Genomic DNA, 12,153 nt, shown 5'->3' with positions numbered 1-12,153 from the left:
TCGAATTGCCCCGGCGACGAGAAATCGGTTTGGGTGTCAGAAGTCCGAAAGTCGGGTGTCCTCGCGGTCGGTCCAGCCGCGCATCTTCGCGTAGGCCTCGGGGTTCGTCGGCACGCCCTCGGTGTTGAGCAGGCGCTCGGGGTACAGTTCGAAGGCGATGCCGATGAGTTGGTACTCCAGTTCTTCGAGGTACGGCCGCGTGTCGGGGTACGGCCCCTCGGTGCCGACCCCCCACGGCTCGACCCAGAAGTACACCGGTTCGCGGAGCCGCGGCGGGTCGGTCGAATCGAACAGCGCGTCCAGCCAGCGGTCGTACTTCCCCGGCCCGTCGTCGCGGAAGGCGGCCGACGAGAGGTCACCGAAGTGGTAGTAGTTCCCGTAGCCCCAGCGCGCGAGTTTGCCGTCGTTGGTATCGACGTTCTTCAGGTTGCTGTTGAGGTCGGTGCCGGACGCGCCGAACTTCCCGCACTTGCCGAGATATCGGGGGACGACCTCGTCGCCGTCGAGGGTGTACATCATGTAGACGAGCCCCTCGTAGCGGCCCTCGCGGCGGTCGTAGTCGGCGACGACGCGACCCCCGGCCTCGCGGAGCCGACGCTCCATGCGCTCGCCGCGGCGGAGCGTCCGCCGGCCGGAGCGACCGTACGCGACGGTCTCGACGGTCCCGTCGGCGTCCGTCTCGAAAAGTGAAATCGGGTCCGCGGCGTCGACGAAGCGGTCGACGAAGCGGTCCCAGAGCGCGCGTTTCGTCTCGGTCACGCGACGACCGAACTCAGATCATGTCTTCGGCCTTGAGGCCGGCGATGATGTCGTCGACGAGGCTCTCGGGGTCCTCGTACGGGAAGTCCTGGTGCTTGCCGAGCTTGGCGGCCAGCTCCATCGCCGTGATAGTCACGTCGTCGGCCTTGAACTTCGTGCCCGGACCGTTCGGGAGCGCGGGGACGAGAGACATCTGGTTCTTCACGGGGAAGTCGGCGTTCGCGAAGGCGTCCATGAACTGCTCGCGGAGCTGAGATTCGGTGTCGGACATACCGTGTACCTACGTAGAGAGGTGGAAAAGGGTTCCGGAACAATAATGAATATATTTAGGGTTCTTTGCGAGACGGCGCGGCGGGCGGTCGAGTGTCGGCACGGTCGCCCGGGACTGATGGACTTATCTACAACGGCAATTCATGCACTCGCATGGACTTCGACTTCGACCGCCTGAAGCAACTCACGGAGACCAGCGGCGTCCCCGGCTACGAGGACCGAATCCGCGCGCTCGTCCGCGAGGACCTCGAGGAGACGACCGACACCGTCCGGATCGACGCGATGGGCAACGTCGTCGGCACCATCGAGGGCGAGGGCGACTACGAGGTCGCCGTCGCCGCCCACATGGACGAAATCGGCTTCATGGTCCGCCACGTCAACGACGAAGGCTTCCTGCAGCTCGACGCCCTCGGCGGCTGGGACCCCCGCGTCCTGAAGGCCCAGCGCGTGACGGTCCACACCGAAGACGAGGACCTCACCGGCGTCATCGGCTCGGTCCCCCCGCACACGCTGACTGAAGAACAGAAGCAGAAAGAGCCGAAGGTCGAGGACGTGTACGTCGACCTCGGCCTGCCCGCCGAGACCGTCGAGGAGACCGTCTCCGTCGGCGACCTCGTGACGATGGAACAGACGACCGTCCGCATGGGGAACCACGTGACGGGCAAGGCCATCGACGACCGCGTCTGCCTGTTCGCCATGCTGGAGGCCGCCCGGCGCATCGAGAACCCCGAGGTGACCGTCCACTTCGCCGCGACGGTCCAAGAGGAAGTCGGCCTCCGCGGCGCGCAGGCGCTCGGCGTCGACCTCGACCCCGACCTCGCGCTCGGCCTCGACACCACCGTCGCCAACGACGTACCCGGCTTCGACCCCGCGGACCACGTCACGAAACTCGGCGAGGGCGCGGGGATCAAGCTCAAGGACTCCAGCGCCATCGCCAACCCGAAAGTCCACCGCCGCCTCCGCGCCGTGGCCGAGGACAACGACATCGCCTACCAGATGGAACTGCTCCCCGCGGGCGGCACCGACACCGGCGGCTTCCAGAACACCTACGGCGCGAAGCCCGTCGGCGCGATTTCGATGCCGACGCGCTACCTCCACACCGTCACCGAGAGCGTCCACGAGGACGACGTGGTCGCCTACATCGACCTCCTGACGGCGTTCTTGGAGAGCGAGACGGGCGAGTTCGACTACACGCTGTAAGCGACCCCGGAAGACGCCCACGGGAGGCGACCCCCAGCGGCGCGCCCGACATCGGGTGGACACCCCCCTATATCGAGGCGCGGCACCCCCGACCGGCGGACGAGAACCAAAGTATTCACTACAGGCCCACACCAAGCGGCGGACATGACCGACGGCAACGTGGATATGTCTCGGCGGGCGTTCCTCGGGGCGGCCGCTGGCGGCGCGGCGGTCGCCGCCACTTCCGGAACGGCCGCGGCGCAGACGGAAGAACCAGACTTCGGCGGCCACCTCGACGGCATCGACGGAGGCTATGAAGACCTCCGCGGCCAAAGCGAGGTCACCATCGAAGTGGGCGCGGAAGGTAACGGCGGCGCACTCGCGTTCTCGCCCGCCGGCGTCTGGATAGACGCCGGAACGACCGTGACGTGGGAGTGGACCGGCGAGGGCGGCGGCCACAACGTCGTTGCGAGCGAGGGCGCGTCGCTCGACTCCGGCGCGGCCGTCTCCGAGGCCGGAAGCACCTACGAGTACACCTTCGAAGAGGGCGACGCGGGCATCACGAAGTACCACTGTGTGCCCCACGAGGCGCTCGGCATGCTCGGTGCGGTCGCCGTCGGCAGCGACGTGCCGACCGTCAGCACCGGCGGCGGCGGCGGTTCGAGCCTCCCCCAAGTCCCCGACAGCGCGAAGTCCCTCGGCGTGGCGACGACGTTCGCCATGGTCGCGACGCTCGGCCTCGCGTACTTCTTCATGAAGTACGGCGGCGACTACGACGTCCAGGACTGACGCGGTCGTCACTCCTCTCGATTTTCACCAGCCCGGAGCGGCCGCGCTCGGCCGGCTTCGGTCGCGCCGGTCGCCGCCGCGCCGGCCGAGTCAGAAGAAACCGTAGTCGTCGCGCTCGGTCTCGTAGACCGACTCGTACTGCTCGATGACCCGCCGGTAGTCGTAGCTCGCGAAGTCGTCGTCGACCGTCTCGTGGTCGTACCGGCGGGCGGCGACGATTTCGTCCGCGAGTTCCTGCGGACTCGTGACGAGCGACCCGCGCTCGCGGCCCTCGACGAGTTCGTGGGCCGACGACCGAGCCTGATACTCGACGATAGACACACAGCCGCAGGCGAGCGCCCACAGCAGGTTCGTCGCGAAGGGCTCGACCGTCGCGGTCTGTGCGAAGACGTGCGCGCCCTTCATGATGGGCACCGCCTCGTCCGCGGGGAGTTCGCCGAGGAACTCCACGCGGTCGTCGATGCGGAGGTCGCGGGCGGTCTGTTCGGCCGTCGAGCGCTCCGGGCCGTCACCGATGACGGCGGCGGACCAGTCCTTGTCGCGGAGTTCCGCGAGCGCGAGGAGGAAGCTCTCGACGTTCGCGTGCTCGTCGAGGTCGCGGGCGTACACCACGTCCGCGCGCTCCTCGGCGTCGGCGCTCCGGACGAGGTCCATGCTGATGGGCTCGGGGACGAGATGGGTCGCGTCGACCGACGTACCGAGTTCGCGGACCTGCGTGCGGACCATCTCGGAGGGGACCAAGACGGCGTTCGGGGCCTTCGCCGCCCGCCGGTAGGCCCGCGAGCCGCCGCGGTCGTCGCGGGTCCACCAGTCGGCGACGACCGGCGTCCGGAGGAACCGCGCCGCGGTCCTGACCGCCGTGACGTGCGACGGCGGGTAGCTCGCGACCTGAATCACGTCGGGGGCGACCTCGCGGAGGGCGAAGGGGACGCGGGAGGCGAAGCCGCCGACGGAGGGCGCGTCGGTCACGCGGTGATAGGTCACCTCGTTCTGCTTGAACTCGACGACGTCGCCGTCCCACCACTTCGCACAGAGCACCGTGACCTCGTGGTCGCGCTCGGCGAGGAGTTCCGCCGTCCGTCGGAGCCGTCTGGTCGCTCCCGTCTCCTCGTGGTGCGTCGTGTACATCGAGACGAGCGCGACTCGCATATTCGCCGCCACTACGCCGCGCAATAAAAATCCACAGTTTTCGAGGACGTGACTCGGGCGGCCGCCGGAGCGTCGAGGGAACGGGGCGCGGTCCGGCGACGCGATTCAGAACCCGACGGCGGGGGCGACGAGCGCGCCCGCGGACTCGACGGCGGTGACCGTGTACTCCCAACTGTAGATGTGGTTGAGAAGCAGGTACGTCACGACCCCGAGGGCGAGCGAGACGAGCCACGCGCCCGCCGCGATACGGCCGACCTTCCGGTGGGGCGTCTCGGTCCGGAGTTCGCGCTCGGAGTGGGTTATCCCGAGGATGAGCGCGTAGAGGACGACCGGCACCGAGACGATAGAGAGGATGATGTGAATCGCCAGCATCGCCAGATACGGGTAGTACGCGAACGCGGGGCCGACGAACTCCTTGGTGCCGCCGCCGCCGATTTTCGTGAGGTACATCACGAGGAAGACGAGGATGAGACCGAACGACGTGACCATCGCGGCCGCGTGCTTTCGGACCTCGTCGCGGCGAATCCAGCGCCACCCCGCCGCGATGACGAGGACGTTCACCGTGTTCACGACGGCGATGGCGTCGGAGAGGAGGTTCACCTGTGGGAGCGACAGGTCGGGAAAGACCCTGCCGGGGACGACGCCGAGGAAGGTCCCGATGACGAGGGCGTACCCGACGACCGAGAGGACGGCGGTCGCGGCCGCGGGGTGTTCCTTCAGGGGGTTGTCTGCGCTCGCAGTTGCCATGGGCGGGGGTTGGGAAGACGGCGTATTCCGTCTTCGGGTTCCGGACGGCGTTTGAGAATGGTACTACCAAGGCTCGACTCAGTCCAAGAGCTGTGCGAAGTCGACTGGCTTCTGTCGGAACCCCGTGTCACAGAGTTCGGAGAGTACCACGTCGTGTGACACGAAAGCGCGGTACCACGAGGGAGGCCGGAGGCCGAGTCTCGCGGCTTTTCCCGCCAGATTTTTGCGCCGAGTGGTCGCTCCGCGACCCGAGGCGTAAAACGGTGGGCTTAGATGACGCCGGTGATGGTCGCGGCCTCGATGGCCGCCTCCTCGCTGACGCCGTTGCCGAGAATCGTGTAGCGGTCGCGAATCTCGTGAGCGGTCGTGAGCGCCTCGATAATCGTCTCGTCGTCGATGCCGAGTTCGTCCGCGGTCGTCGGCGCGCCCATCGTCGACAGGGCGTCGCGGATGTCGGTCCACTCGCCGCGCGCGCCGCTGTGGAAGTACTCGGTCATGATAGAGCCGACGCCGACCTGGTGGCCATGGAGGGCGCTCCCGGGCGCGATACGGTCGAGCTGGTGCGAAAAGAGGTGCTCCGCGCCCGACGCGGGTCGCGAGGAGCCGGCGATAGACATGGCGACGCCCGAGGAGACGAGCGCCTTCGTCACTATCCACGCGGACTCTTCGAGCCCCGGCTTGATGGAGTCGGCGCTGCCGACGAGCATCTCGGCGGTCATCTGCGAGAGCGCGCCCGCGTACTCGGAGTACTCGACGTTTTTCAGCCGGTGGGCGAGTTCCCAGTCTTTGACTGCGGTGTAGTTCGAGATGATGTCGGCGCAGCCGGCGGTCGTGAGTTCCCACGGGGCCTCCGCGAGCAGTTCCGTGTCTGCGACGACCGCGAGCGGCGGGTCGGCGGCGACCGAGTGGCGGGTGTCGCCCTCGGGAATCGACGACCGGCCCGAGACGATGCCGTCGTGGCTCGCCGCCGTCGGGACCGAGATGAAGCCGCAGTCGAGGCGGTCGGAGGCCATCTTCGCCACGTCGATGGGTTTGCCGCCGCCGAGGGCGATGAGGTAGCCCGCGTCGGCCTCGCGCGCCGCGTCGACGACGCGCTCGACCGACTCGAAGCTCGCGCGGTCCAAGGAGACCGAATCGATGTCGTCGAACTGGTCGCGGACCCGGTCGCCGGCGATGCGGTTCGGCGACGGGCTCGTGACGAGAAACGGGTCGCCAGAGAGGTACAACTCGTCGACCGCGGCCGAGAGGTCGTCGAGCACGCCGTGGCCCTGAAGCACGTTCCTCGGTAGCTTAATCCACGTCGATTTATCGAACATACGCGGAAGTCGGCCACGGCGGTTCATAGTGTTTCTCGTCTCGGTGGCCCGAACCCCGCCGGCTCGGCCGCCCCGACCGCGAGACTGTCGCCTCGTGGGACAATATCTCAACGTACCGAACCGTAGTTTGATTTATCACGTTTCGCTTCGCACGAAAGACACCCGCAGACGCGCGGGTAGACAACCCATGGCACACAGACGGCAGTTCCTCGCGACGACAGCAGCAGCGCTCTCCGGACTCGCGGCCCTCGGAAGCGGCTCCGCGGCCGCCGCGTCGGTCCCCCGCGTCTCGACGCGCGACCACTTCGACGACGACGGCTCGCTCGCGTCCGGCCACACCGCCCGCGGCTACGACACCTCCGGCGACGTGCCCGGCGTCGACGCCGGGTGCGCCGCCGACCTGACCGTGTTCGTCCACGGCTGGGACAAGGACGGCGACGACCCCGAAGCGGCCGCCCTCGACAAGATAGCGACGGCCGACGCCGAACTCGACGCCGCCGGCTACGGCGGGACGGTCGTCGGATACACGTGGGACAACGACAAGGGCGGCGGCTGGGACTACGGCTGGGGCGAGTCGCAGGACATCGCCCAGGCGAACGGCCGCAAACTCGCGCAGTTCGCCGTCGACCTCAAGGCGGCCTGCCCGGGTGCGACGCTCCGATTCGCCAGCCACTCGCTCGGCGCGCAGGTCGTCTTCAGCGCGCTCCGCACCCTCGACGGCCGAAGCGACTGGACCGACCCGGGCCACGAGGTGGCGACCGTCCACCCGTTCGGGGCCGCGACCGACAACGAGGTCCCCGGCGAAGAAGAGGGGCGAGCCACCTACGAGGCCATCCGCGACCGAACCGGCCACGTTCACAACTACTACAACGAGGCCGACGACGTGCTCCAGTGGGTGTACAACACCATCGAGTTCGACCAGGCGCTCGGCGAGACCGGTCTCGAAGACGGCGACACACCGCCCGCGAACTACACCGACCACGACGTGGAGGGGCAGGTCGGCGACGACCACAGCAACTACCTGAACACGATTGCCGACGACATCGTCGGCGACATGTAGCGGGTCAGAATCTCGTTTTTTCGCGCGTCAGAGCACGAGCGACTGCACCGCGTCCCAGATGAAGACGACGCCGAAGCCGCCGAGGACGACGGCGCTGACGGCGGCGACGGCGGGCGCGAAGGAGTCGACGCGCTGTTCGGCCGCGACGAGCGCCGCGGGGAACCCGGTCACCCAGAGCGCGATGCCGCCGAAGAAGCCGAGGATGAGCGCCGGGCTTCCCGTCTCGACGATGAGCAGGTTCGACAGCGACGCGCCGAGATACGGCGTGTGAGCGAGCACGTCCACGGTGCCGGTCTCCAGCAGGCCGACGCCGATGGTGAGCCAGAACAGAATCTGGTAGGGGTTCGTCAGCGCCAGCACGAACGCCTTCGTGAAGCCCGCGCTGTCCTCGTCGGGGTCGGCGGCCTCGCGGAACGTGGTGCTCGTCTCCTGGGCCGCGCCGTAGGCGAAGTAGAGCATGAGGACGCCGCCGGCACCAACCATGGCGGCCTGCGCCGTCGGGAACTGCTCGACGAACGCGACGAGGCCGAGCGCCGCGAGGACGAAAAACAGCGCGTCGGCGCTCATCGCGCCGAGGCCGGCGCGAGCGCCCGCGGTCCACCCGCGGACGACGCTCTCCTCGGCGATGACGGCGTTCATCGGGCCGGGGGGCGCGGCGAGCGCCAGGCCGAACACCAGCCCGGCACCCAGGGACGGAAGGAGGGTAGACATGGCTCTCTCTTGGGCTCGATTCCGTGAAAAATGGCGCGGAAGCGACGGCGCGGGGGAGTGAGACCGTCCCGCGTCGAGTCGGCTGACCGGGCGAGGAGGGCCGTCCGCCGCCGGTCAGACCAGCGTGAGGACGGCGTCGCTGGCGGTGCCGACGAGCGTCTCCCAGATGGAGAAGCCGGTTCCGATGGCGAGGAGGGTGTCGAACGCGAAGAAGCCGAACAGGGCGGCCGCGCCGAGGTACGCCTTGCGCGTGTCGAATCGGTGGGAGAACCGGTGGAAGAAGTACGCGTTGGCGATGCTCACCGGGATAATGGCGAGCATCTCGCCCGCCCAGATGGCCGAGGTCGCGCCGTACTGCACGGCCAGCCCGATGGTGACGAGCTGAGTCTTGTCGCCGAACTCGCCCGCGGCCATCATGGCGAAGATGGGCAGGAAGCCGCCGAACCCCTGCGTCGATAGCTCGCGGCCGAACACCGTCGGCGTGTCGTCGAACGCGGAGACGCCGCCGTCGGTGGTCGCGGCCTCGCTCTCCGCGGACGCGTCGGGTGCAGCGCGATAGAGCAACACCGCGAACGTGGCGAACAGGACGGCGGTGATGGCGTCGAGCACGACCGGCGGGAGCGCGTTCTTGAGCGCCTGCCCGAGCATGATTTCGAGCGCCGTCCAGATGGCGAACGCCGAGCCCGCGGCCGCGACGACGACCTTCGGGTCGAAGCGGGTCGAGAGGCCCGCGATGATGAACTGGACCTTCTCGCCCGGCAGGACGGCGAGTTGGGTGACGAGCGCGATGACGAGAATCTCCCACCAGCCGGTCACGCCGGCGACACCTCCTCGCTATCCGGCTCGTCGGGCGGCCGGACGCGAATGGTTCGGGCCACCGACTCCGGGAGGCTCTGCTCGCGGCCGCCGTCGCCGACGCGGACCGTCACCATCCCGAAGGGGGCGATATCGGTCACTTCGATGGTCGTGCCGGGCGTGACGCCCGCCTCGGAGAGATACTCCAACTCCGCGGGGTCGCGGTCGCTGACGCGGGCGACGACGAGGTGGTCGCCTACCTCGCAGTCCGAGAGCACCGACAGCCCCGAAGAGTCCGGCGGCGTGAGGTCGGCGCTCGGGATGGGGTCGCCGTGGGGGTCGACCTCGGGTTCGCCGAGGGCGGCCGCGACCCGCTTTTCGAACTCCTCGCTGATGTGGTGTTCGAGCGCGTCGGCCTCGTCGTGGACCTCGCTCCACGAGTAGTCGAGGTGCTCCGTGAGGTACGCCTCCAAGAGGCGGTGGTGTCGGAGGACTTCGAGCGCGACGGTCTCTCCCTCCGTGGTCAGCTCGACGCCCTTGTACTTCTCGCGGTCGACCAGTCCGCGGTCTTCGAGCTTGCCGACCATGCTCGTCACGGTCGGCGGCGTCTTCCCGAGGTACTCCGCGATGTCGGAGGTCGAAACCGGCGGTCCCTGCTCCATCTGGAGCGTGTAGATAGCCTTCAGATAGTCCTCCATCACGTCGCTCAACATACCACGGATTAGATGCGTCTAAAGTAAAAGTCTGATGGAGGCAATGAGGGCGTTCGAGCGAGGAACCAGCCGGTTGTGGGGCCCTCAGACGCCCTGTCCCATCAGGTGACTGCGGAGGATGTCGGCGTTCTTCGTCCCGGATTCGGTGTTGACGACGACGACCGTGTCGTCCTCGTCGAACTCGTCTGCGAGTTCCCACGCGCCGGCGAGCGCGACGCCGCCCGCGGGGCCGACTTCGACGCCCGCGGTCTGGGCCGCGGTGACGGCGGATTCGAGCGCGTCGTCGTCGCTGACGGCGACGGCCGTGCCGCCGGACTCGCGGACGGCGCGGAGTGCGAGCGACCCGCCAGCGGGGTCGGGAATCTCCAGTTCGCCGACGATGGTGTCCGGTTGGTTCCACGCCTCGTGGTCGTCGCTGTCGGCCTCCCACGCGGTGGCGACCGGCGAGCAACCGACGGACTGCGCCGCGACGAGCTTGGGCACCGACTCGACCAGTCCGAGTTCGACGAGGTCGGAAAAGCCCTTGTAGACGCCGTAGGCGAGTTCGCCGGTCGAGACGGGGACGACGACCCAGTCGGGGACCGACCAGTCGAGGCGCTCTGCGACCTCGTAGGCGATGGTCTTCGCGCCGTCGTGGCGGTAGGGGTTGTCGAACTCCTGTAGGGTGTACCAGTCGCTCTTGAGCTGTTCGTGGAGCGCAGAGAGGGCGTCAGGGTAGCGCCCGCCGACGACCTTCATCTGGCCGCCGTGGACGTTCACCATGGCCTTGTTCGGGAACGGCGTCCGCGAGGGGACGAAGCCGTAGGACCGAGCGTCCACGAGGCCCGCGTAGGAGGCCGCCGACTGCGCGCCGTTGCCGGGCGAGGCGTGCGCGACGACCTCGGCGTCGGCCTCGCGCGCGGCGGTGACGGCGAGCGAGAAGCCGCGGTCGAGGAACGTGCCGGTCGGGTTGCGGCCCTCGTCTTTGATGAGGAAGGAGCCGACGCCGGCCTCCTCGCCGAGCGCGTCGGCCGGGACGAGGGGCGTCGCGCCCTCGTTGGCCGTCACCGGCTCCGCGAAGGGGAGCAGTTCGCGGTAGCGCCACATCGTGTCGAAGGGGCGCTCGGCGAGCGTCTCGGCGTCCCACTCGACCGCGTCGAGGTCGTAGGTGGGGTCAAGCGGCGCGTCGGCGTCGCTCACGCCGGTTGCGTCCGCGTCGTACTCGTCGCCGGTCTCCGTACACACCAGCCCGGAGAAGGTGTCGGACGTCTGCATGGGCGGGGCTTACGGGGGGAGGGACTAAGCCCTTCCCGTCGGCCGATGGCCGCCACCCGTAGCGGCTTTGTGTCGCCCGTCCGAGAGACGAGATATGGACGATAGCCACATCGCGGTCGTCGGCGCGGGCCTCGCGGGCCTCGTCGCCGCGCGACACCTCGCCGCCGACGGGGCCGACGTGACCGTCGTGGAGCGGCGCGACGACGTCGGCGGGCGGGTCCGGACTCGGACGAAAGACGGCTTCACGCTCGACCGCGGGTTTCAGGTCCTCTTCACCGATTACCCAGCGGTCCGGCGGGAACTCGACCTCGACGCCCTCGACCTCCGGCGGTTCACGCCCGGCGCGACCATCTGCCGGCCGAGCAGACGCGCGGTGCTCTCTGACCCCCTCCGCGACATCGGGAGCCTGTTCGAGTCCGTCCGCAACCCCGAGGTGACGACGAGCGACAAGCTCCGGACGCTGGCGCTCAGACAGGACGTGAGCACCCGCGACGAGGAGGAAACCTTCGCCTCGGCGGACCGGAGCATCCGGTCGTACCTCCGCGACTGGGGCTTCTCCGAGGACTACATCGAGCACTTCGTCGCGCCCTTCTACGGCGGCATCACGCTCGACCGCTCGCTCTCCTCGTCGAAGCGGGTGTTCGAGTACACCTTCAAGATGCTCTCGACGGGGAGCACCGCGGTCCCCGCGGCGGGGATGCAGGCGGTTCCCGAGCAACTCGCCGACGCCGCCCGCGACGAGGGCGCGACCGTCCGCCTCGGCGAGCGCGTCGAGTCGGTCCAGTCCGATGGCGACGGTGCGGTCGTCACCACGGGCCGCGAGTCTCTCGAAGCCGACGCGGTCATCGTCGCCACCGACCCCAAGGAGGCGCGCCGACTGACCGGCGTCGGGTCGATTCCGACCGAGGCTCACGGCTGTGTCACCCAGTACTACACGCTCCCGAGCGGGAGCGGCCTCGACGCGGGCAAGCGCATCATGCTCAACGCGCCGAGCCCCGACCCCAACACGGTCGTTCCCCTATCGACCGTCGCGCCGGAGTACGCCCCGCCGGGAACGGAACTCCTGAACGCGACGTTCCTCGGCGCGGCCGCGCAGGACGAGTCCGAGGAGGAACTGTTCGAGAAGACCCGCCGGACGCTCGAAGCGTGGTACCCCGAGCGCTACTTCGACGACCTCGAACTGCTCCACACCGACTACATCTCCTTCGCGCAGTTCGCCCAGCCGCCGGGAGTTCACGAGTCGCTTCCGGACGCCCGCGACGCCCCCGGTCGCGCGTACCTCGCCGGCGACTACACCACGTGGTCGTCGATTCAGGGCGCGATGCGGAGCGGGAAGGAGGCCGCCGACGCCGTCCGCGACGACCTCTCGTAATCGCGCGCTTCGCCGTCGCTTTTCTGTCCATCGTCTACT

At 68.7% G+C, this 12,153-nt stretch carries 13 protein-coding genes; 4 read left to right on the top strand and 9 right to left on the bottom strand.

Annotation, left to right across the window (positions count from 1 at the left end; all coding sequences use genetic code 11):
* Positions 1–36: 36 nt before the first annotated feature.
* Entirely contained in the window at positions 37–759 is a 723-nt protein-coding gene (locus AUR65_RS00400; RefSeq protein WP_058565846.1) for a hypothetical protein, read from the bottom strand.
* Positions 760–772: 13 nt separating this feature from the next.
* On the bottom strand, positions 773–1,030 hold the full coding sequence (locus AUR65_RS00395) for an MTH865 family protein (protein ID WP_058565845.1): 258 nt from the start codon (positions 1,028–1,030) through the stop codon (positions 773–775).
* Positions 1,031–1,182: 152 nt separating this feature from the next.
* On the opposite strand from AUR65_RS00395, the gene AUR65_RS00390 reads away from it, so the two are divergent.
* Entirely contained in the window at positions 1,183–2,229 is a 1,047-nt protein-coding gene (locus tag AUR65_RS00390) for a M42 family metallopeptidase (protein WP_058565844.1), read from the top strand.
* 144 nt (positions 2,230–2,373) lie between these two features.
* Positions 2,374–2,997, top strand: a complete 624-nt coding sequence (locus AUR65_RS00385) for a halocyanin domain-containing protein (protein WP_058565843.1) — start codon at positions 2,374–2,376, stop codon at positions 2,995–2,997.
* Between the two features lie 90 nt (positions 2,998–3,087).
* Here the strand turns inward: AUR65_RS00385 and AUR65_RS00380 are convergent, their stop codons facing one another.
* The 3 genes from AUR65_RS00380 to AUR65_RS00370 all read right to left on the bottom strand — a co-directional run bounded on the left by AUR65_RS00380 (position 3,088) and on the right by AUR65_RS00370 (position 6,209).
* Entirely contained in the window at positions 3,088–4,146 is a 1,059-nt protein-coding gene (locus tag AUR65_RS00380) for a glycosyltransferase family 4 protein (RefSeq protein WP_058565842.1), read from the bottom strand.
* 105 nt (positions 4,147–4,251) lie between these two features.
* Entirely contained in the window at positions 4,252–4,893 is a 642-nt protein-coding gene (locus tag AUR65_RS00375) for a DUF420 domain-containing protein (protein ID WP_058565841.1), read from the bottom strand.
* A 269-nt stretch (positions 4,894–5,162) separates the two neighbouring features.
* The gene (locus AUR65_RS00370; protein ID WP_058565840.1) at positions 5,163–6,209 is read right to left on the bottom strand and encodes an NAD(P)-dependent glycerol-1-phosphate dehydrogenase; all 1,047 of its coding nucleotides are present in this window, start codon (positions 6,207–6,209) and stop codon (positions 5,163–5,165) included.
* Positions 6,210–6,396: 187 nt separating this feature from the next.
* On the opposite strand from AUR65_RS00370, the gene AUR65_RS00365 reads away from it, so the two are divergent.
* Positions 6,397–7,269, top strand: coding sequence for an alpha/beta hydrolase (locus AUR65_RS00365; RefSeq protein ID WP_058565839.1), 873 nt, complete (start codon positions 6,397–6,399; stop codon positions 7,267–7,269).
* 27 nt (positions 7,270–7,296) lie between these two features.
* On the opposite strand, the gene AUR65_RS00360 is transcribed toward AUR65_RS00365, so the two are convergent.
* The 4 genes from AUR65_RS00360 to AUR65_RS00345 form a co-directional block, all read right to left on the bottom strand.
* Positions 7,297–7,944, bottom strand: a complete 648-nt coding sequence (locus AUR65_RS00360) for a LysE family translocator (protein WP_058565962.1) — start codon at positions 7,942–7,944, stop codon at positions 7,297–7,299.
* 150 nt (positions 7,945–8,094) lie between these two features.
* The gene (locus AUR65_RS00355; protein WP_058565838.1) at positions 8,095–8,796 is read right to left on the bottom strand and encodes a TMEM165/GDT1 family protein; all 702 of its coding nucleotides are present in this window, start codon (positions 8,794–8,796) and stop codon (positions 8,095–8,097) included.
* Positions 8,793–9,488: a metal-dependent transcriptional regulator gene (locus AUR65_RS00350; RefSeq protein WP_058565837.1), complete on the bottom strand. Its 696-nt coding sequence runs from the start codon at positions 9,486–9,488 to the stop codon at positions 8,793–8,795. Before AUR65_RS00350 ends, AUR65_RS00355 begins: the two co-directional genes overlap by 4 nt.
* An 84-nt stretch (positions 9,489–9,572) precedes the next feature.
* A complete protein-coding gene (locus AUR65_RS00345; RefSeq protein WP_058565836.1) occupies positions 9,573–10,742 on the bottom strand; it encodes a threonine synthase in 1,170 nt (389 codons plus the stop codon).
* 94 nt (positions 10,743–10,836) lie between these two features.
* Between AUR65_RS00345 and AUR65_RS00340 the strand changes: the two genes are divergently transcribed.
* Positions 10,837–12,114 carry an NAD(P)/FAD-dependent oxidoreductase gene (locus tag AUR65_RS00340; RefSeq protein ID WP_058565835.1) on the top strand — a complete coding sequence of 426 codons (1,278 nt, stop codon included), beginning with the start codon at positions 10,837–10,839 and terminating at the stop codon, positions 12,112–12,114.
* The last annotated feature ends 39 nt before the right edge of the window (positions 12,115–12,153 follow it).

This window comes from Haloferax marisrubri, assembly GCF_001469875.2.
GTDB classification, from domain to species: domain Archaea; phylum Halobacteriota; class Halobacteria; order Halobacteriales; family Haloferacaceae; genus Haloferax; species Haloferax marisrubri.
The sequence above is the reverse complement of the archived record's forward strand: the minus strand, read 5'-3'. Positions and strand labels throughout refer to the sequence as shown.